Source organism: Kitasatospora sp. NPDC054768 (genome assembly GCF_053612025.1).
Window position 1 is genome coordinate 1 of sequence record NZ_JBSHBN010000066.1, and the last position, 19,354, is coordinate 19,354.

A 19,354-nucleotide genomic window follows, 5' to 3' on the forward strand; every position below is an offset into this window, starting at 1 on the left:
CTCATCCCCGGAGCGGGGAGGAGCACCGGCCCCGTCCTGCCTGCGGCGCGGGCTGCGCGGGCCCGGGCGGGCCCGGGCGTGTACGTGGGCCCGGGCGGTCTCGGGCGGACTACTTGAGGCCGGTGTCCAGCGCGGACATCAGGGTGCCGGACGGGGTGTCGCCGGACATCTCCCAGATCATGCCGCCGAGCAGGTTCTTCGACTTGAGGTAGGCGGTCTTCTGCGCGATCGACCAGGCGTCGTCGAAGGTCCACCACTGGCCGCCGGCGCCCGTGTAGCCGTACGTCGCGACGGACTTGGGGTCGTGGTAGACCTTGAGGCCGGAGAGGCTGGTGGTCAGGTTGTTGTACCCGCGGGTTCCGGCCTCGTCGGAGAACTGGCCCGGTGCGGCGCCGTTCGCCGACTGCCAGGCGCCGTTCGCGCCGCCGTCCGCGACGCTCTGCCAGCCGCGCCCGTAGAACGGGAAGCCGATGGTCAGCTTGCGCGGGTTGACCCCGGCGTTCAGGTACGTCTGGACGGCCGTGTCCACGCTGAAGTGGGTGGTGTACGGGTCGTTCGGGTCCTGGTAGAGGTTGGAGGCGTGGCCGGTGCGGTTCGGCTCCCAGGAGTTGTCGCTGCCCGAGCCGTGGAAGTCGTAGCCCTGGACGTTGGCGATGTCCAGCGAGCCGAAGATCTTCGAGAGGTCCCAGCCGGCGGCGACCTTCGCCGGGTCGGCCGGGGTGAAGGCGGTGAGCAGCTTGTGCGAGCCGCCCAACGCGTCCAGCTGCTTGCGGAATTCGGCCAGCAGCAGGGTCAGGTTGCCCTTGTCGTCGGCGCTCCAGTGGTTGCCAGGGTGGCCGTCGCCGGAGCCGGGCCACTCCCAGTCGAGGTCGATGCCGTCGAAGATGCCGGCGGCCACGCCGTCGCCGCCGGCGCCGTTGTAGGCCGGCAGGTTGCCCTTGATCCAGGTGTCGATGCAGGACTTGACGAACTTCTGCCGGGACGCGTCGGTGGCGGCGGCGTCGGAGAAGTACTTGGAGTAGGTCCAGCCGCCGAGCGAGACGACCACCTTCAGGTTCGGGTACTTGGCCTTGAGCTTCTTCAACTGGTTGAAGTTGCCGCGGAGTTTGCCCCAGCCGTCGTCGGCCACGCCGTCCACCGACTGGTCGGCGCTCATCGCCCGGCCGTAGTCAGCGTCGGCGTCACCGGCGCCGGTGCCCTGGTCCGGGTCCTCCGGGTTGCCGCTGGTGCCCTTGGTGACGCCCGCCATGCAGGTCAGGTTGACCGGGTCGATGTTCTCGAAGGCGTAGTTGATGACGTCGAGCTTGGCGGCGGCGCCCGAGGTGTCCAGGTTCTTGACGAAGTACTGGCGGCCGTAGATGCCCCACTGGACGAAGTAGCCGACCCGGGCGTACTTTCCGGCGCCGACCAGGTCCGAGGTGGTCACGGAGAGCGGGGCGGACGCGGGTGAGGCGTTGTCGGCGGGGTCCCGGGCCTTCACGGTGAACGTGTAGGCGGTGGACGGCGACAGGCTGCCGACGGTCGCGCCGAGCGTGCTGCCGGTGACCGTGGCCGCCAGGGTGCTGCCCTGGTAGACGTCGTACGCGGCGACCCGGACGTTGTCGGTGGCGGCGTTCCAGGCGAGCTTCACGTCCGTCGAACTGACCGCCGTCGCACGGAGGTTGGTCGGTGCGGTGGGCGGCGAGGTGTCGGTGGACGGGTCGAAGGTGGACGCGGTGACGGACGGGCTGAGCGGGCCGGTGTTGCCGCGGCTGTCCTTGGCCCGGACGGTCAGGGTGTACGCGGTGGCCGGGGTGAGGCCGGTGACCAGCACGCCGGTGGACGGGCCGGAGGCGAGCACGGTGCCACCGCTCAGCACGTCGTAGCCGACGATCGGGAAGTCCCCGCCGGTGGCGGCCGGCCAGCTCAGCGCGAGCGTGTGCGCGGTGGACTCGGTCACCGTCGGGGTGCCCGGCGCGGACGGCGGGACGTCCGCGGAGCCGTCGCACTTGTCGCCGTTGATACGGCAGTTGAGCGGGGCGGAGACCGGCCCGTTGCCCACGAACCAGAAGCTGTACGGCTCGGTGGTGCTGTGGGCGTTGACGGTGGAGTTGTAGAACGCCGCCGTGGCGGTGACGTGCCGGCCGTTGACGGTGGCGGTGCCGTTGTAGCTGTTGCCGATGGTGACGCCGGCCGGGAGGTCGAACTCCAGGGTCCAGCCGCTCACCGCGGCGGCGTTGTCGTTGTGGACGATGTAGGTGCCCTGCCACCAGGAGCCGTTGTCGGCGGTGGTGAAGGTGGCGGTGAGCTTTCCGGCGGCGTTCGCCGGGGCGGCCAGCGCGGTGAGCGCGGCGAGGGGAAGGAGCAGGACGGAGAGCAGTGCCAGCAGTCTGCTGCGCACGCGCGGGCGCCCGGCCCGGGATCGAGCGGACATGGTTCTCCCTGTGGCTGTGGGGGTTGAACAGGGTGACGTAGAACCTTGGTTGATCCATTGATCCGTGTGCGATCGATGCCTGTGCCGTGGGGAGGCGAAGGCATGGGAACTGTAGGAGGACTGGACCAATGCGTCAACAGGTCTGTACCACTGATGGGCTCCCGGTCCCCGGCTTCACTCCCGTCAGCTCGTCCCCGAGCGGGCTGCGCCGGTACAGCACCGAGCGGCCGTGCCGGGCCCGGGTGACCAGGCCGGTGGCGGCGAGGACGGAAAGGTGCTGGCTGACCGCGCCCGGGGTGACGCCGAGGCGGAAGGCGAGGTCGGTCGTGGAGGCGGGCTCGGCGAGCAGCGCGAGCAGCCGAGCCTTCGGCGCGCCGACCAACGCCGCCACGGCCTGCGGCGGCACCGGCGTGCCCCGGCCGGCCGGCCCGGCCTGTCCGCGTGCCGGGTAACTGATCTGCGGCGCACGGTCATTGCTGATCATCGTGATCGCGCCGCGGACGAAGAAGGTCGGACAGAGCACCAGGCCGCGCCCGTCCACGGGCGTCTCCACGTCCCCGTCCGTCCAGTTCCGGCTGATCGACAGGACGCCGTTCTCCCAGTGGAGCCGGTGGTCCAGATCGGCGAAGAGGGCCGCCGCGCCGTGTTGGGCGAGCAGCCGGGCGCGGTAGACCAGGTCGGCCTCCAGAACGGCGCGGGCCTGCGGCCACCAGGCGGGGGCGAGGCACACCTCCCAGTACTCCTCCAGCGTGTCGGCGATCCGCGCCAACAGCCGTTCCGGGCAGGCGAGTCCGGCGGCGAGTGCGGCGGGCAGCGGTTGGCCGTGCGAGAGGAACGTCTGCTCCAGTTCGGCGCGCAACTGCTCCGGCGGGAACGCCCGGACGGTCGCGATCTCGGAGCGGAACTCGGGGGAGGGGGAGGTGGGGCGCGGCGTCAGGAAGTCGGGGACGAAGCGGTTCTCGGCGACGAGCGACAGCAGAAGACGGGAGTCCAGCCGTTCGAAGGCGGGCCTGAGCTGCTCGAAGGCCCGGGTCTGGAGGTGGTAGACGCCCGGGTGGGTCCACATCCGCAGGCTGAGCGCCGCCTCGTGGATCGGGGAGACGGCGAACCAGGTGGTGGCGAGGTCGGCCAGGCGGAGCGTGAACCGGTGCACGGGGCATCCTTCTGCGGGGATCGGCCGGGGCAGGCAGTCCGGCTTCGGATTCAGCCAGAGCCTAAAGGAGTACTGGTCCGCTCCGGCGCGCGGTGGGATCCATGCATGACCACCTCGACGGCGGAGTCCTCCGCACCTTCCCCTGCCGTGCCCGAAGACCGGGCTGCGCCTGCGACCCCCCGTGCCACCGGGGTCGTCGCCGCGCTGCGACGCCGGCTGCACCCCGACCCGACAGTCCGTCGGCTGGCGGGGATCACCCTGGTCAACACGGTGGGCAACGGCCTCTCCCTCTCCGTCGCGGTGCTGTTCTTCACCCGGGTGCTCGGCCTGAGCGCCGCCCAGCTGGGCCTCGGGATGACCGCCGCCGGCCTGTGCGGGGTCGTCGCGAGCGTGCCGGCCGGCCGGGCCGCCGACCGCTGGGGTGCGCGGCGGGTGCTGGTGGTGCTGGTGTCGGTGCAGGCGATCGGCACCGCCGGGTACGCGCTGGTGCACAGCTACCCGGCGTTCGTGGCGCTGGCCTGCCTGGTCTCCGCCGTCGACCGCGGCTCCGCCGCCACCCGGAACGCGCTCTTCGCCGAGGTGCTGCCCGCCGACCGCCGGGTGGCGGGCCGGGCCCACCTGCGGGTGGTGACCAACGTCGGGATCTGCCTGGGAACGGCCATCGGCGCGATCGCGCTCCAACTGGACACCCGGCCGGTGTACCTGACGGCGATCCTGGCCGACGCCGCCTCCTACGTGGCCGTCGCCGTGCTGTTCCACCGCCTCGACATCCCGCAGCGCTCCTCGGTGACCGGAGCGTCGGAGTCCGGGGCGGCAGTGTCCGAGCCGTCCGCGAAGACCGGAGTCGCGAACCCGTCGGACCCCTCGGGCCGGGGCGTCAAGCAGGGCCGGCGGCCGAACCCGGCGCTGCGGGACGGCCCGTTCCTGGCCGTGACGGTGCTGAACGCACTGCTCTGCCTGCAGTTCGCCGTCCTTGAGGTCGGCATACCGCTCTGGATCGTCCAGGAGACCGACGCGCCGCGGATCACCGTCGCGGGCACCCTGATCGTCAACACCCTGCTGGTGATCACCCTGCAGGTGCGGGCCACCCGGGGCACCGAGGAGCGGATGGAGGCCGCCCGGGCCTGCGGGCGCGCCGGAGTGGTGCTGGCCGCCTCCTGCCTGGTCGTCTCGCTGGCGCACGGTCTGCCCGCGGGCGTCGCGGCCGTGGTGGTGCTCGGCGGGGTCGCGCTGCAGTCGCTCGGCGAGGTCGTCGCGCAGGCGGGCGGCTGGGCGCTCAGCTACGACCTCGCGGGTGAGCGCGATCACGGTGCCTACCAGGGCGTGTTCAACGCGGGGACGGCGGCGGCGCTGATGGCCGGCCCGGCGCTGGTCGGCACCCTGGTCATCGGGTACGGCATGGTCGGCTGGGTCGTCCTGGGCACGGTGCTGGCCGCGGCGGGCCTGGCGATGCGCCCCGCCGTCCGGTGGGCCGGGCGGCGGGACGCGAGCCCCGGCGCGGTGTGAGACGAGCCGGCCGCGGGCCGGCTACTCGGGGACGATCGCCATCGCCTCGATCTCGATCAGCACCTCGGGCTTGAACAGGGCGGCCACCTGCATCGCGGAGGAGGCCGGCAGCGGAAGGGAGCCGAAGTGCTCGTCGCGGGCCTCGCGGACGGCCGAGAGGTGGGCGATGTCCGTCATGAAGTAGGTGAGCTTCACGACGTGCTCGAACCCGGCCCCGGCGGCGGCCAGGCAACGCCGCAGATTCTCGAAGACCTGCCGCGCCTGCGCCTTCGGATCGCCCTCGCCGACCAGGTTCCGCTGCTCGTCGAAGGCGACCTGGCCGGACACCTGGACCGTCCGGCCGCTGCCGGTGACGACCTGGGTGTAGCCGGTACCGGGCGCGACTCCGGGGGGCTCGGTGATGTGGGTGAGGTGAGAGGTGGTCATGGCGCGGATCCTGATCCATGATCCGCCGGAGACGCAAGCCCCGGCCCCGACGGCCGACCGGCCTCAGCGCACCACATCGGGCAGTTCGCGCAGGAACGGGCGGTCGGTGGACGGGAGTTGGGCGGCCGGTCCACCCGAGCGCAGCACCACGTCGAGGACGGCGTCCGGATCGGCGGCGTAACCACCGCTGGCCCACGCCGCGTTGGCCTCCACCACGGCCCAACGGCCGTTCTCCGTACGCCCGACGTCCACCACGGTGGCACTGGGCAGCGGCGCGTCCGACGCCGACGCGGCCAGCACGTCGGCGGTGAAGGCGAGCACCTCGGCGGTCTCCCCGGCGGTCTCCCCGGCGGGTGCCCCGGCGGTCTCCAGCGGCGCGACGGACAGGTCACCGTCCACGGCGTAGCGCGAGCCGGCCCGCACCGCGCCGTCCAGGACGAACAGCCGGTACTCGACGCCGAACCGAACGACCTCGCTCACCAGCACCGGCGTGTCACCGTCCAGCAGTTCGGGCCCCGGCAGCGTCCCGCCGTCGGGGTGGACCCGGGCGGCGAACAGCTTGTCCACCGGCGGCTTGACGAAGGCCGGGCGGCGCAGCCGGCGCGCCTCGGCCAGGGTGCCGAAGGAGACCCGGCGTCCGGTCAGCGCGAGCGGCAGCCGGGTCAGCCAGTCGGCGGCGGGCTCCAGCAGGCCGAGGCCGAGCTCCCGTCCGACGGCGTCGCCGAACAGCGGTCCGCCGTACACGTGCACCGCCGAGCCGCGCAGCCCGGGCGGCGCCTGCCAGGACGTCGCGGTGCACGCCCGCAGGCCGCGGCGTCCGGCGGCGGTGCGGAGCTGGAGGCCCGTCTCGTTGATGCGCGGCGCGAGCAGCAGGACGGGATCGGCGGTGGTCATGGCGACGATGCTGCCCCGGTGCGGGGCCCGCCACCACCGGATTTCGGCGGGGAGGAGCGGCCGGGAGCCGGTCCCGCCCGGCCGGCCGGCTCCGGCCGAGGGGCGGGTGGGCTCTGGCCGAGGGGCGGGTGGGCATGCCAGAGTCGTGCCGCGTCGTCCGGGGCACTTCCCGGACCGCACCCGCAGTTCCGACCCACCCGCAGTCCGACCCACCCGCAGTCCGACCCACCCGCAGCCGGAAAGCAGGCCCGCCGATGACCAGCGCAGCGCCCCTCGTCCACGTCAGCACTGCCGACGCCGTCACCACGCTCACCCTCGACTCGCCGCACAACCGCAACGCGCTCTCCACCCGGCTGATGGCCGAACTGCACGCCGGGCTGGCCTCCGCCGCGGCCGACCCGGAGGTCCGCGCGGTGGTGCTCGGACACACCGGAAAGGTGTTCTGCGCGGGTGCCGACCTCTCCGAGGCGACCGGCGCGGACCCGACGGTCGGCCCGCGCGGACTGGTCGAGCTCCAGCGGGCGATCGTGGACTGCGCGAAGCCGGTGATCGCCGTCATCGACGGGCACGTCCGGGCCGGCGGGCTCGGTCTGGTCGGCGCGGCCGACCTCGCCGTCGCCGGACCGGCCTCGACCTTCGCCTTCACCGAGGTGCGGCTCGGCCTCGCGCCCGCCGTCATCTCGCTGCCGCTGCGCCCGAAGCTGGAGCCGCGCGCCGCCTCCCGCTACTACCTCACCGGCGAGGTCTTCGACGCCGCCGAGGCCGCCCGGATCGGGCTGATCACCAGCGCCACCGACTCCGCCGAGTCCACCGGCGTGGTGTTGAAGGGCCTGCTGGACGCGCTGCGCCTGGGCTCCCCGCAGGGCCTGGCGGAGTCGAAGCGACTGGCCAACGCCGAGGTGGTGCGCTCCTTCGAGCGGGACTCGGACGAGCTGGTGGAGCTGTCGGCGCGGCTCTTCGGCTCGGAGGAGGCGCAGGAGGGGATGCGGTCGTTCCTGGAGAAGCGGCCCGCGCGCTGGGTGCGCTGACGGCGGGGTTCCCCGGGCGACGGGCCCGCTGGCCCGGGGGGCTGCGCCGCCCCCCGGGCCAGCGCGTGTGCTGGCGTCCCCGGGCGTCGCGGCCGCCCGCGTGCGGCGGCGTCACGACCAGCGGACCGCCGCCGCGTCGCTCCACACGGCGAGCAGGTCCTGATCGCCGATCGCCTTGGTCTCCGTGGCCTGCTCGGCGGACAGCCGGTTCCACAGCAGCAGGTAGAGCTCGTGGGCAGGGCCGGTGAGGGTCAGGTCGGCCGGCTCGGAGCTCTCGCCGGTGGTGACGACCGGCGGCTCCTGGGTGATGGTCAGTCGCCAGGAGCCGGCCCCGTCGGTGGCCCGGACCTGGAGGGTGCGCGGCCGGTCGCTGCGCAGCGCGGAGCGGCTGCGGGTCATGAAGCCGCTGACCAGTTCGTCGATGCCGTCCAGGGCGAGGGCGGTGTCCACGACCGGACCGGGCGCCCCGGCGGCGGCGTCCGCGTCATGGCGGTGGATGGAGGTCTCGTGCGCCTGGCGCCGGGCCCAGAACGCCAGCGGGCGGGGCGAGGGCAGGAAGGTCCAGCACTCCAGGTCGGCGGGCGCGGCGGTGAGCACGTCCACCAGGGCGGCGTGGCCCTCGCGGTACCAGTCGAGCAGTGCGGCGTCCGAGGGCATCGGCCCGACGGCGGCCTGCGCGTCCGCCTCGTCCGGCCGGGCCCGCAGGCCCTGGGAGGGAATGGCGGCGGCCCAGCGGTGGACGGAGCCGATGTGCCGCAGCAGGTCCGTCAGCCGCCACTCCGGGCAGGTCGGTACGGGGGCGGACAGCTCGGTGCGGGCTGCGGCCTCGGCGAGCCGGGTGCCTTCGAGGCGCACCGCGTCGATGTGCTCGGTGATCTCCATGGGACGGAGTCTTCCACCGCGATCGGCCGCCGGTCGCGGACTTCGGACATTTCCTCGGACGCCTCCCGGCGATCGGGCGGACGCTACGGGCCGGTAACGTGAGCGCATGCCGATAACCCGTTCCCTCGTCTCAGCCGTCCGGACCGGTGGCCGCCGCGCCGCCGGACGCCTGGTCCACCGGGGCTGGCGCTGGGTGCAGCGGACCGGCGCGGTCACCAACCGCAACCCCGGCCCGTACCGGTTCGGCGAGCTGGGGGACGGCACGACGCTCAGCTTCCCGCTCGGGGCGGTGTTCAACGAGCAGTGGATCACCATCGGGCCGTTCTCGATCATCGGCGAGCGGGTCACCATCAGCGCCGGGTTCCTGCCCGGGCTCGACCTCGGGCCGGAGCCGATCGTGCGGATCGGCGGCGGCTGCGTGATCGGCCGGGACAGCCACATCGTCGGCCACCAGTCGATCGTCATCGGCGACGACGTGTGGACCGGGCCTGGCGTGTACATCAGCGACCAGGCGCACGAGTACCGGGACACCGAGCTGCCGATCGGCAAGCAGTGGCCGCGCAACGAACCGGTGGAGATCGGCGCGGGCAGCTGGATCGGCACCGGTTCGGTGATCCTGCCGGGGGCGCGGATCGGCCGCAACGTGGTGGTCGCGGCGGGGGCCGTGGTGCGAGGTGAGGTGCCCGACCACAGCGTGGTCGCCGGGGCGCCGGCGAAGGTGGTGCGCCGCTGGACCGAGGACGAGGGCTGGCAGCCGCCGCTGCGCCACGACGCTCCGCAGCCGGTGCCGGACGGCGTGACCGCGGAGCAGCTGCGCGCCCTGGTCGGCTGGGACCTGCGACTGCCGGGGGAGCCGGGCTGACGTCGCCCGCGAAGGGGCCGGCGCCCTCCGCCCGGTGCAGCGCCTTGAACTCGCGAGCGGCCTGAACTACCCCGCGAGGGAGGCCTGTTCGGCGGTGCGGGCGGTGATGGCGGCGGTGATCCGCGGGATGTCGGCGGGGCGCGTCGGATCCAGACCGGTCAGCGCGGCGATCCGGCGCAGCCGGTAGTCGACGGTGTTCGGGTGCAGGTGCAGGGCACTCGCGGTGTGCCGGCGGTTCAGGCCCCCGGCCAGGTGGGTGCGCAGGGTGATGAGCAACTCCCCGCTGTCGGCCAGCGGTTCGAGCAGAGCGGCGAGCCGGGAGCGGGCCTGGCCGGGCCGGGTGAGCTGGTACTCCAGCAGGACGTCGTCCAACCGGTGCAGGCCCGGAGGCCGGCCGAACGCCCGGGCCACGTCCAGGACTTCGTGGGCGAGGGCGGCCGCGCCGGGCACCTCGGCGGGGGCCGCGGAGGCCGCCCCGGCCAGTACCGGGGCGCCGGCCGCGCGGGCCGCCGCGGCGAGGGTGGCGGCGAGCAGCGGCCAGGGCGCCTCGTCGGGATCGTCCCCGTCCGGACCGGGTGACGGCCCGAACGGGACGAGCACCAGGCCGCCCGTGGGGGTGAGTGCGGTGAGTGCCGACTGCCGGGTGCGGTGGTCGAGTTCGGCCTCGAACCGGCGGAGCTTGCGGCGGGCGGCGATGCCCGGGTCGACGCTGGGGGAGCGCTCGTCGGGATGGTCGGCGACGGACAGGCAGAGCACGGCGTACCCCGTGGGCAGCCGGAGCCCGGCGCGGCCGGCGGCCTCGTCGGCGGGGGTGCCCGCGAGGAGCGCGCCGAGCAGGGAGCGCCGGGTGGCGCCGCGCCGGTCGGTGGTCGGGTGCCGGCCGTCGAGGTAGCCCGCCCCGGCGGCGGTGGCGGCCCGGCGGAGCTGGTCGAGCAGCAGCCGGTTGAGAACGAGCAGGTCGGCGGCGTCGCCGTCCCGGGCGTGCCGGGTCACGAACTCCCAGCAGACCTCCAGGCCGAGGTGGTGGGCGAGCAGCACGGCGTCCAGCGGCAGGCCTTCCTCGGCGCGCCGGGCGGCGGCCTCCCGGACGGCGGTGAACTCCTCGGCGGGGGCGGGGACCCCGGTCCGTACGGTGTGGGCGAGGGCGCGGATGCGGCGTTCGGTGTCCCGGGTCAGCTCGCCGGTGAGTTGCTCGCGGGGCATCCGGCGGTAGGCCGGCACCCGCTCCGCCAGGGCGGCGACCACGGTCTCGGCCAGCTCCCGCGCGCCGCCGAGCAGTCGCTGGTCGGCCGGGAGCCCGCCGATCGCCGGGACGCGCCAGTCCGGCGGCCGGTCGGAGGTGTTCGGGGGCGGGCAGTGGGGTGCGTTGTGACCGGTCACAGAGAACACCGTCCAGGTCTGGGGGACGCCCAAGGGCCGGGCCGGAGGGGCGACCGCATGATGGAGCCCTCGGGTTACCTGTTGGTAACAAACTTCCGCTGTGGAGGCAACAGTTGAGAACCCCACTTCTCCGCTTCCCCGCAACTCCCGTGCGCGGCAGGGCCGGTGGCGCTCTGGGTGTCCTGCTGCTGGCGGGGGCGCTGCTGGTCGGGGCGACGGCGTCGCCGGCGGGCGCCGCCACGTCCCCTTCGGCGCCGGCTGCCGCTGCCGTGACCGCAACGCCTGACGGATCCGCCGAACTGCCGCCCGACGGTGACACGGTGGCCTCACCGCCCGGCGCCAACGACTGGACCTGCCGGCCGAGCACCGCGCACCCCGACTCGGTCGTCCTGGTGCACGGCACCTTCGCCAACCGCTACGAGAACTGGCTGGCGCTCTCCCCGCTGCTGAAGAGCCTCGGGTACTGCGTCTTCGCCCTCGACTACGGGACCATTCCCGGCATCACCTCCAGCGGCAGCGGCCTGCTGCTGCCGATCGGCGGCCTCGGGCCGGTCCCGGAATCGGCGGCCCAACTCGCCCGGTTCGTGGACCTGGTGCGGAACGCGACCGGTGCCGCCAAGGTCGACATCGTCGGGCACTCCCAGGGCGGCATGATGCCGAACTACTACCTCAAGTTCCTCGGCGGCGCCTCCAAGGTCGGCAGGATGGTCGGGCTGGCGCCGTCCAACCACGGCACGACGCTCGACGGGATCACCAACCTGGTGCCGTACTTCCCGGGCGTCGCGGACCTGATCTTCACGGTCTGCCAGGCCTGCCGGGACCAGGCGGTGGGTTCCGACTTCAACAAGGTGATGGCCTCCCGGCCGGACACCGTGCCGGGAGTGAGCTACACCGTGGTCTCGACGGTCCTCGACGAGGTCGTCACCCCGTGGCGGACCCAGTTCCTGAGCGGCCCGGGCGTCGACAACGAGGTGGTGCAGGGGCACTGCCCGGTCTCGCTGGTGGAACACGTCGGGATCGCGTTCTCGCCGACGGCGCTGCACCTGGTGACCAACGCCCTGGACCCGGCGCACGCCACACCGGTGCTCTGCGGGTGAGTCCGACGGCGGGCTGGTGACGGCGCTCCTGCCTCCGGGTGTTCCGGGAGGCGGGAGCGCCGTTCCGTGCCGGTGCGAGGGTGCGGCGGCTGCCGGCGTGTCGGCCCGTCCGCCCGCCGGCCTGCCCGCTGTCAGGGGGTGGTGCGGAAGCCGACGACGGCGGTGGTGCCGTTCGGGTGCAGCGCGTATGTGCCCGGGGCATGGAGCAACGCGGCGTCGTAGCGGGTGAGTTCGACACCGTCGACGGAGGCCGTGCCGGCGAGGCAGACCAGGAGGCCGGTGCCTCCGACCGGGACGTCGACCGCGGTGGCCATGGTGGCCGGCTCCACCGTGGCCTGGACCCGCCCGCGGCGCGTCATCACGTTGAAGTCCACCACCGGGCCGGCCAGCAGGCGGCAGTCGGTGGTGGCGTCGCCGGAGAAGGCGAACGGCCGGAACGGCGCGTCGACCAGCCGCTCGGTGCCGTCGACAGTGAGTGCCATGCCGGGGCCCTCGACCAGGGTGATCACCCGGTCGATCCCGGGAAACGGGGAGAACGGCCCGGCCGAGGCGACGTCCGCGAGGCTGACCCGCCAGTCGAAGGCGTCCAGCCCGGCTCCGGCGGGGAACCCGGCGACCTCCCTGGTCACGCCGCCGCCGTTGAGCCACGCCGTCGCCGGGCGCTCGCTCGCCCGCAGTACCCGGAAGCCTTCGCTGCTCGTCATGGCCCCGCATCCTGTCACATGGCGGAGGGCGGATGACGGATAACAGATTTCATCATCTGTCATCTGTCATCCGTCGGCTGTCACCCGCCGCCCGACCGACAGCGGCAGGAGCGCCGCCACCGTGGCCGCGAGCGTCACGGTGGTGAGGGCCAGCGGCAGTCCGGCGGCGTCGGCGAGGAAACCGATCACCACCGGGCCGATCAGCATCCCTCCGTAGCCGAGCGAGGAGGCGAACGCGACGCCCTGCGGCCCACCGGCCTCGCCGGCCCGGGCGATGGCGAGCGGGAAGAGGTTGGCCAGGCCGAGGCCGACCAGGACGAACCCGCAGATCGCGACCGGCACCACCGGTGCCAGGGCGGCGATCAGCATGCCGACGGCCGCCGTCAGCCCACCGAGCAGCATCAGCCGGGTCTGACCGAGCCTGATGGACAGCCAGGTGCCGCCGACGCGCCCGCCGGCCATCGCGAACGCGTACGCGCCGTAGCCGGTGGCGGCCACCACGGAGCTCGCCCGGACGTCGTCGGTGAGGTGGAGGGTGGCCCAGTCGGCGACCGCGCCCTCGCCGTATGCGGTGCAGAGCGCGGTGAGGCCGAGCAGCAGGACGAGCAGCCGGGTGCGGGCGCGGGCCGAGCCGGCATCCGCCGTCGCGGTGCCGGACGACTCCGCGGCACGGCCCGCGCGGCCCGCACGATGCGGTGCGACGGCTGCCGCCGCCGGGCTGCGCAGCAGGACGATTCCCGCGCCGACCGTGACGGCCATGCCCAGCGCGGCGCTGAGGGCGAGCGCCCACGCGGTGCTCAGCGGGCCGGCGAGCAGTCCGCTGACCCCGGTGCCGGCCAGCCCGCCGAAGCTGTACCCGGCGTGGAAGCTGGGCATCACGGGCCGCCGCAGCTGCGCGACCAGGTCGACGGCGGCGCTGTTCATCGCGACGTTGGCCCCGCCGTACCCCGCGCCGAACAGCAGCAGCACCCCGCCGAGCGCGGTGACCGAGTGGGCGTGGGCGGGCAGCAGGACGGCGAGGCTGAGCAGGGCGAGCGAGCCGACGGTGACCGGGCGCGAGCCGTACCGCAGGCAGAGCCGGCCGATCATCGGCATGGTGAGGACGGCGCCGATGGAGAGGCAGAGCAGGGCGAGCCCGAGGGCGCTGTGCGAGGCGTCGACCTGCCTGCGGATGTCGGGGATCCGGACGACCCAGGCGGCGAAGAGGAAGCCGTCGATGGCGAAGAACGCGGTGAGGGCGACACGTGCGGCCCCCCAGGGGCTGTCGGCCGCCGGGGGTGTGCTGCGAGACTGGGAGGAGGGATGATGGTTCGGGCGCGCGAGTGGACCGATTTTGTTTCGAAGCGACACAAAGTCACGATAGGGGCGTGCAGCTCTCACCATCAAGCCCGAGGCCCGGTACCGGAACCGACTCCGACGCGCAGCGCGACGGTCACCGCCGCGCCGCGCCCGACCGGGGCCGGACGCTGCTGGGTCCTGCGCTCTCGCTGATCCACACCGGCCAGACGCCGACCCGTTCGGCGCTCACCCGGGCACTGGACGTCACCCGGGCCACGGCCGGCGCGGTCACCGCCGAACTGGAGGCGCTCGGCCTGATCACCGTCGACTCGCGCCCGGCGGGCGGGGGCCGCGGTCGCCCCTCGCACCGGCTCGCGATCGACCCGCAGGGCCCGGTCGTGGTCGCCGGGCAGATCCACGCCGACGGACTGAGCGTCACCCTGGCCGGCCTCGGCGGACTGCTCGACCCGCCAGTCCATCTGCCGCTGCCCGCCGCCACCGACCCGGTCCGGATGCTGCGCGCCGTCGCCGTGGCGGGCGCCGAGCTGGCCCGCGCGACCGACCGTCGCTGTCTGGGTGCCGCCCTCGCGCTGCCCAACCCGGTCACCGAGCCGGACGGCGCCGCCCTCGCCGCGCTGCACTTCGCGTGGCCCAGCGGCACCCCGGTCGCCGACCTGTACGACGTCGAGGTCGGACGCGCCGACCACGGTCCCAGGGCGATGCGCCCGCTGCCCACCGCGATCGCCAACGACGCCAACCTGGCCGCGCTCGCCGAGTACCGGCACGGTGCCGGCCGAGGCGCCCGCCACCTGCTCTTCGTCACGTCCGGCCACCGCGGCGTCGGTGGCGCGCTCGTCATCGACGGCCACCTGCACACCGGCAGCGCCGGCCTGGCCCTGGAGGTCGGCCACCTCACCGTCGACCCGCAGGGCCGACCGTGCAAGTGCGGCAACCGGGGCTGCCTCAACTCCGAGACCGACCCCGACGCGCTGTTCGCCGCCGCCGGACTCACCCCGGAGCCGGGGCGCCCGCTGCTCGACCAGGCGCGCGAGCTGTGCCGGGCAGCCGCGACGGACGACCGGGCGCGGGCCGCGGTGGAGCACGTCATCGACCGGCTCGGGCTCGGCCTGGCGGGCGTCGCCAACATCCTCAACCCCGACCGGGTGGTCCTCAGCGGGCTGCACCTCCACCTGCTGGAGGCCGCGCCCGACCGGCTGCGGTCGGTGGTCGCCGAGCGCAGCCTGTGGGGGCGCAGCGGCCGGGTGCCGATCGTCGGCGCGGAGCTGGCGCACGGCGCGCTGGCGGGCGCGGCCGAGCTGGGCTGGGGGCCGTACCTGGCGGATCCGCAGTCGGTGCCGGTTCTGCCCTGACGGCGATCGAGGGCGACAGGGCGATCAAGGCGATAAGCGGAAGCTGGGACTGCGAAAACCGTCACTTATCGTGACTCTCATACACTCGTAGTGAGCAGTGGGGGGTCACTACGAGGGAGACAGCGACCATGAGCACCCAGCGCGGAACCCACCCCCGCATCGAGCCCGGCATCGAGCCGACCGTCGACGTCGACCGCTCCGACCCGGAGTACCGCGCCTGGCTCAAGGAGGCGGTGCGCAAGGTCCAGGCCGACGCCAACCGCTCCGCCGACACCCACCTGCTGCGCTTCCCGCTGCCCGCTCAGTGGGGGATCGACCTCTACCTCAAGGACGAGTCCACCCACCCGACCGGCTCGCTCAAGCACCGCCTGGCCCGCTCGCTCTTCCTCTACGGGCTCTGCAACGGCTGGATCCGGCCCGGAAAGCCGGTGATCGAGGCCTCCAGCGGCTCCACCGCCGTCTCCGAGGCGTACTTCGCCCAGCTCATCGGCGTGCCGTTCATCGCCGTGATGGCCAAGAGCACCAGCCAGGCCAAGATCGACCTGATCCAGTTCCACGGCGGTGAGTGTCACCTGGTCGAGCGCTCGGACGAGGTGTACGAGGTCTCCGCCCGGCTCGCCGAGGAGACGGGCGGGCACTACATGGACCAGTTCACCTATGCCGAGCGGGCCACCGACTGGCGCGGCAACAACAACATCGCCGAGTCGGTCTTCGCCCAGCTGCGCCTGGAGCCGCACCCCGAGCCGGCCTGGATCGTGGCCACCGCCGGTACCGGCGGCACCTCGGCGACCATCGCCCGGTTCGTCCACTACATGCAGTACGACACCCGGATCTGCGTCGCGGACCCGGAGAACTCCTGCTTCTTCGACGGCTGGGTGCACCACGACCCGGACGCCGTCTGCGAGAGCGGCTCGCGGATCGAGGGCATCGGACGGCCGCGGATGGAGCCGAGCTTCGTCCCGGGGGCGATCGACCGGATGATGAGGGTGCCGGACGCCGCGTCGATCGCCGCCGTACGAGTGCTGGAGCGGGTGCTCGGCAAGAAGGCGGGTGCCTCCACCGGGACGGGCCTGTGGAGTGCGCTGCGGATCGTCGCCGAGATGCGCGCGGACGGGCGGACGGGCAGCGTGGTCGGCCTGATCTGCGACCCGGGGGACCGCTACCTGGACAAGTACTACTCCGACGACTGGCTGGCGGGCGAGCGGATCGACATCGCGCCGTACCGGGCGGCGCTGGAGTCCTTCCTCGCGGGCGGTGCCTGGGTGGGCTGAGGCCGGCGGGCGGACAGTCGAGGGCCGACGGATGACAACTGTCAGCCGACAGATTTCATCATCTGTTATCTGACATCTGTTGTCTGTCGGCTGTCCGCCCTCGGCTGTCAACCTGAGGCCCGAGGCCGTCACCGCCGGATGACCGCCCGGCCGCCTGCGAGGTCGATCCCCGTACGCTTCGGTGCGCCGTCGTGCTCGTCGTCCCGCAGTACCAGTTCGACCCGCCGCTGCTCCAACTGCACCCGCTTGCCCGGGTAGAGCAGCGCGTGCAGTTCCTCCGTGGCGGTCGCACCCGCACCGCGTCCGCCGCCCGCTTCCGCCGTCGGGCGGGCGCGCAGCCGCCGCACCACCGCGCCCAGGAAGAACATCACGACCAGTCCGGCCGGCAGCAGCAACCCGCCCGCCGCGCCCGTCAGCAGCACACCCATGTCCGCCTCAACGGCCCGGCGCGGCCGACGAGTTCCCCTACCGCGACGCTGCCGGCCTGCTCCCTGCCCCAGCCGCCGCCGCTACGGAAGCGGCGCCGTCGGCAGGTCGGCCGGGACGAGCAGCTGGAGTTCCTCCGTGGACGGGTTCGCGAGATGGGCGATCCGCACCGCGTGCCGCTCGACCATGGTCTCGAAGACCTGCCGTGCGGTGCGCCCGTTGCCGAAGTTGGGCCCGCGCTCCAGCCCGCCGAAGTGTTCCAGCAGCGACTTCTCCGTGTCCTCGGAGAGCGCGTACTCGTGTTCGGCGCACTGCGCCCTGGCGATCTCCAGCAGTTCGTCCGCCGTGTAGTCGGGGAAGCCGATGGTGCGGGAGAAGCGGGAGGAGACACCGGGGTTGGCGGAGAGGAAGCGCTCCATCTCGGCGGTGTAGCCCGCCACGATGACGACCACCTCGTCCCGGTGGTCCTCCATCAGCTTGACCAGGGTGTCGATCGCCTCGCGCCCGAAGTCCCGTGCCCCGTCCTCGGGTGCGAGCGCGTACGCCTCGTCGATGAAGAGCACCCCGCCGCGTGCCCGGTCGAAGGCGGCCGCGGTGCGGATCGCGGTGGAGCCGATGTGCTCGCCGACCAGGTCCACCCGGGCCACCTCGACCAGGTGCCCGCGCTGGAGCACCCCGAGCGAGGCGAGGATCTCGCCGTAGAGCCGGGCGACGGTGGTCTTGCCGGTGCCCGGTGCCCCGGTGAAGACCAGGTGCCGGCGCAGCGAGGGCGCCTTGAGTCCGGCCTGGCGGCGGCGACGGCCGACCGAGATCAGGTCGATCAGCGTGCGCACCTCCTGCTTGACCGTGGCCAGTCCGACCAGGGAGTCCAGCTCGGCGAGCGCTTCCTCGGCCGGCCGACAGTCCGGGATCGGCGAGATGGTCGCCGAGCCGCCCGCGGGCGGTGCCAACACCGGTGCCACCGAGGCCAGTTGGGCCGTGCGCGGCGCCGGTACGTCGGGGGGTCCGAAGGACGAGCCCAGCCCCGGCCCGCGCCCGGACGCCGGTCCGGACCCGCGCCCGGGCCCCGGTCCCGCACCGCCACCGGGGGCGGCCGGCGCCGGAGCGGCCGCGACGTCGTCCGAGATGCACCCCTCCGTGACCGGCCCCGGTTCGGAGAACTCGAACCCGGTCCGCTGGTTGTGCTCCGCCCGGCACCGGATGAGCTGGGTCCGGCAGCCGTCGATGATGTGGAAGCCGAAGCCCTTGCCCTGGGAGACCCGGCAGTCCTCGAAGGTGCCCCGCCCCTGCGCCGAGACGTACACCCCGGCGTCCGTGCTGGCCCGTACGGTGCAGTCGCGCAGCACCGGGTCGGCGCCCTTGGTGACGATCACGCCGGTGGCCACGTCGGAGATCTCGCAGTCGGTGAGGAGTCCGCCGCTGCCGTGGTCGCGGAACCAGAGCCCGGTGCCCGCCTCCTGCACCCGGCAGGAAGCGAGGGAGACGGTGGCCCCGCCGCTGACCGAGACCGCCGAACTGCGGATCCGGCTGAACGAGCAGCCCTCGGCGGTGGCGGCGGAGTCCCGGTCGAGGACGAACAGGGCGTCCGGCAGGTCGTGCAGCGAGCAGTCGGTGAGGGTCAGCCGGGCGCCGTCGCTGACCCACAGTGCCGGGTACTCGCCGGTCGAGCTGTGGATCTGGCAGGACTCGGCGACGGCCTCGGTGCCCTGGTCCCAGACCGAAAGCGCCCCGCGCCCGAAGTCCCGGACGGTGCTGTTCGCGAGGCTCAGCCGGGCGCGTCCGCGCAGGTCGGCGCCGTTCTCCGGCAGGTCGTGCACCCGGCAGCCGGTGAGCACCAGCTCGGCCTCGCCGTCCAGGGTCAGGCCGTTGCCGGTGACCCGGTGGATCTCGCAGTCGACCAGCCGCCCGCCCGCCTGCGCCTCGGCCTGCACGCCGCTGCCGCGGATCTCGTAGATCTCGCAGCCGGTCAGCTCGGCCGCGCTGCCGGGGTCGGAGAGCAGGACGCCGGCACCGGAGGCGTGGTGGACGCGGCAGCGGTCCAGGGCCGCGGTGGCGCCGCCGAGGACCGCCAGTCCGGCCTGTCCGGCGGCGGCGACCTCGCAGTCCTCGAAGGCGGCGGCGGTGCCCGCGCCGCGCAGCCGCAGCCCGAGCCCGCCCGGGTTGGTGACCACGCAGCCGCGCAGGGTCGGCCGGGCGCCGTCGGTGATCTCGATCCCGGTGGCCGAGCGGGTCTCGATCCGGCAGCCGCTGAAGGAGGGTGTCGCCTCCGGCCCGGTGACCAGAACGGCGGGGGTGGAGCTGTCGCCGCCCTCGACGACCAGGTCGCGTACGGTCGCGGCGGCGGTCACGGTGAGCGCCACGCCGGAGGGCGGGTCGATCCGGACCGTCCCCGGCCCCTGGGCCGGGACCAGCGTCACGGGCTTGTCCAGGAGCACGTTCTCCCGGAAGGTGCCCGGACGGACGGTCACGGTGTCGCCGGGTTCGGCGGCGGCGAGGGCCTCCGCGAGCGTGTCGTACTCTCCCGCGCGGCGACGCCAGCGGGATGCGCTGTCCTGGGTGACTCGGACCCTGTGCTCAGCCATGACGGTCTGTCGTCCCCACCTTCGTCGAGCCGGCGATCAACGGGCCGTACGCGCGGGGGTGCGCGGGCCGTCCGCCCACCGT

The 19,354-nt window shown here is 73.8% G+C and carries 16 protein-coding genes; 6 read left to right on the forward strand and 10 right to left on the reverse strand.

Going from position 1 to position 19,354, the window contains the following annotated elements:
• Positions 1-109: 109 nt before the first annotated feature.
• Both ACWGKU_RS20760 and ACWGKU_RS20765 read right to left on the reverse strand, forming a co-directional pair.
• Complete coding sequence (locus tag ACWGKU_RS20760; RefSeq protein WP_452179538.1) at positions 110-2,413, reverse strand: glycosyl hydrolase family 18 protein; 2,304 nt, start codon at positions 2,411-2,413, stop codon at positions 110-112.
• 133 nt (positions 2,414-2,546) lie between these two features.
• Positions 2,547-3,566 (reverse strand): ArsR/SmtB family transcription factor, encoded by a 1,020-nt coding sequence (locus ACWGKU_RS20765; RefSeq protein WP_401050463.1) that lies wholly within the window; start codon positions 3,564-3,566, stop codon positions 2,547-2,549.
• Positions 3,567-3,671: 105 nt separating this feature from the next.
• Here ACWGKU_RS20765 and ACWGKU_RS20770 point away from each other — a divergent pair, with 105 nt between their 5' ends.
• Positions 3,672-5,072, forward strand: a complete 1,401-nt coding sequence (locus ACWGKU_RS20770) for an MFS transporter (protein WP_401050466.1) — start codon at positions 3,672-3,674, stop codon at positions 5,070-5,072.
• A gap of 21 nt (positions 5,073-5,093) precedes the next feature.
• Here ACWGKU_RS20770 and ACWGKU_RS20775 read toward each other — a convergent pair whose 3' ends face one another.
• Both ACWGKU_RS20775 and ACWGKU_RS20780 read right to left on the reverse strand, forming a co-directional pair.
• Positions 5,094-5,498: a RidA family protein gene (locus ACWGKU_RS20775; RefSeq protein ID WP_380545934.1), complete on the reverse strand. Its 405-nt coding sequence runs from the start codon at positions 5,496-5,498 to the stop codon at positions 5,094-5,096.
• 63 nt (positions 5,499-5,561) lie between these two features.
• Positions 5,562-6,392, reverse strand: coding sequence for an ATP-grasp domain-containing protein (locus ACWGKU_RS20780; RefSeq protein ID WP_401050469.1), 831 nt, complete (start codon positions 6,390-6,392; stop codon positions 5,562-5,564).
• Positions 6,393-6,646: 254 nt separating this feature from the next.
• Between ACWGKU_RS20780 and ACWGKU_RS20785 the strand changes: the two genes are divergently transcribed.
• A complete protein-coding gene (locus ACWGKU_RS20785) occupies positions 6,647-7,420 on the forward strand; it encodes an enoyl-CoA hydratase family protein (RefSeq protein ID WP_380353113.1) in 774 nt (257 codons plus the stop codon).
• Between the two features lie 111 nt (positions 7,421-7,531).
• Here ACWGKU_RS20785 and ACWGKU_RS20790 read toward each other — a convergent pair whose 3' ends face one another.
• Positions 7,532-8,302 (reverse strand): maleylpyruvate isomerase family mycothiol-dependent enzyme, encoded by a 771-nt coding sequence (locus ACWGKU_RS20790; protein ID WP_452179536.1) that lies wholly within the window; start codon positions 8,300-8,302, stop codon positions 7,532-7,534.
• Positions 8,303-8,408: 106 nt separating this feature from the next.
• Here ACWGKU_RS20790 and ACWGKU_RS20795 point away from each other — a divergent pair, with 106 nt between their 5' ends.
• On the forward strand, positions 8,409-9,164 hold the full coding sequence (locus ACWGKU_RS20795) for an acyltransferase (RefSeq protein WP_401048564.1): 756 nt from the start codon (positions 8,409-8,411) through the stop codon (positions 9,162-9,164).
• A gap of 66 nt (positions 9,165-9,230) precedes the next feature.
• Here ACWGKU_RS20795 and ACWGKU_RS20800 read toward each other — a convergent pair whose 3' ends face one another.
• Positions 9,231-10,544: a PucR family transcriptional regulator gene (locus ACWGKU_RS20800; protein WP_452179535.1), complete on the reverse strand. Its 1,314-nt coding sequence runs from the start codon at positions 10,542-10,544 to the stop codon at positions 9,231-9,233.
• A 203-nt stretch (positions 10,545-10,747) separates the two neighbouring features.
• Here ACWGKU_RS20800 and ACWGKU_RS20805 point away from each other — a divergent pair, with 203 nt between their 5' ends.
• On the forward strand, positions 10,748-11,641 hold the full coding sequence (locus tag ACWGKU_RS20805) for an esterase/lipase family protein (RefSeq protein WP_452179540.1): 894 nt from the start codon (positions 10,748-10,750) through the stop codon (positions 11,639-11,641).
• 131 nt (positions 11,642-11,772) lie between these two features.
• On the opposite strand, the gene ACWGKU_RS20810 is transcribed toward ACWGKU_RS20805, so the two are convergent.
• Both ACWGKU_RS20810 and ACWGKU_RS20815 read right to left on the reverse strand, forming a co-directional pair.
• On the reverse strand, positions 11,773-12,345 hold the full coding sequence (locus tag ACWGKU_RS20810) for a HutD/Ves family protein (protein WP_401048567.1): 573 nt from the start codon (positions 12,343-12,345) through the stop codon (positions 11,773-11,775).
• 66 nt (positions 12,346-12,411) lie between these two features.
• Entirely contained in the window at positions 12,412-13,695 is a 1,284-nt protein-coding gene (locus tag ACWGKU_RS20815; protein WP_452179534.1) for an MFS transporter, read from the reverse strand.
• A 17-nt stretch (positions 13,696-13,712) separates the two neighbouring features.
• Between ACWGKU_RS20815 and ACWGKU_RS20820 the strand changes: the two genes are divergently transcribed.
• Together ACWGKU_RS20820 and ACWGKU_RS20825 are read left to right on the forward strand one after the other, a co-directional pair.
• A complete protein-coding gene (locus tag ACWGKU_RS20820; protein WP_401048570.1) occupies positions 13,713-14,993 on the forward strand; it encodes an ROK family protein in 1,281 nt (426 codons plus the stop codon).
• 128 nt (positions 14,994-15,121) lie between these two features.
• Complete coding sequence (locus tag ACWGKU_RS20825; RefSeq protein WP_452179533.1) at positions 15,122-16,264, forward strand: PLP-dependent cysteine synthase family protein; 1,143 nt, start codon at positions 15,122-15,124, stop codon at positions 16,262-16,264.
• A gap of 128 nt (positions 16,265-16,392) precedes the next feature.
• On the opposite strand, the gene ACWGKU_RS20830 is transcribed toward ACWGKU_RS20825, so the two are convergent.
• On the reverse strand, positions 16,393-16,692 hold the full coding sequence (locus ACWGKU_RS20830; protein ID WP_401052336.1) for a DUF6191 domain-containing protein: 300 nt from the start codon (positions 16,690-16,692) through the stop codon (positions 16,393-16,395).
• 81 nt (positions 16,693-16,773) lie between these two features.
• A complete protein-coding gene (locus tag ACWGKU_RS20835) occupies positions 16,774-19,272 on the reverse strand; it encodes a right-handed parallel beta-helix repeat-containing protein (protein ID WP_401052339.1) in 2,499 nt (832 codons plus the stop codon).
• Between the last annotated feature and the right edge of the window lie 82 nt (positions 19,273-19,354).

Coding starts and splice junctions, on each gene's coding strand:
- ACWGKU_RS20760 (WP_452179538.1), bottom strand. CDS start 2,413: ATGTCCGCTCGATCCCGGGCCGGGCGCCCGCGCGTGCGCAGCAGACTG.
- ACWGKU_RS20780 (WP_401050469.1), bottom strand. CDS start 6,392: ATGACCACCGCCGATCCCGTCCTGCTGCTCGCGCCGCGCATCAACGAG.
- ACWGKU_RS20775 (WP_380545934.1), bottom strand. CDS start 5,498: ATGACCACCTCTCACCTCACCCACATCACCGAGCCCCCCGGAGTCGCG.
- ACWGKU_RS20795 (WP_401048564.1), top strand. CDS start 8,409: ATGCCGATAACCCGTTCCCTCGTCTCAGCCGTCCGGACCGGTGGCCGC.
- ACWGKU_RS20810 (WP_401048567.1), bottom strand. CDS start 12,345: ATGACGAGCAGCGAAGGCTTCCGGGTACTGCGGGCGAGCGAGCGCCCG.
- ACWGKU_RS20785 (WP_380353113.1), top strand. CDS start 6,647: ATGACCAGCGCAGCGCCCCTCGTCCACGTCAGCACTGCCGACGCCGTC.
- ACWGKU_RS20770 (WP_401050466.1), top strand. CDS start 3,672: ATGACCACCTCGACGGCGGAGTCCTCCGCACCTTCCCCTGCCGTGCCC.
- ACWGKU_RS20825 (WP_452179533.1), top strand. CDS start 15,122: ATGAGCACCCAGCGCGGAACCCACCCCCGCATCGAGCCCGGCATCGAG.
- ACWGKU_RS20830 (WP_401052336.1), bottom strand. CDS start 16,692: ATGGGTGTGCTGCTGACGGGCGCGGCGGGCGGGTTGCTGCTGCCGGCC.
- ACWGKU_RS20835 (WP_401052339.1), bottom strand. CDS start 19,272: ATGGCTGAGCACAGGGTCCGAGTCACCCAGGACAGCGCATCCCGCTGG.
- ACWGKU_RS20790 (WP_452179536.1), bottom strand. CDS start 8,302: ATGGAGATCACCGAGCACATCGACGCGGTGCGCCTCGAAGGCACCCGG.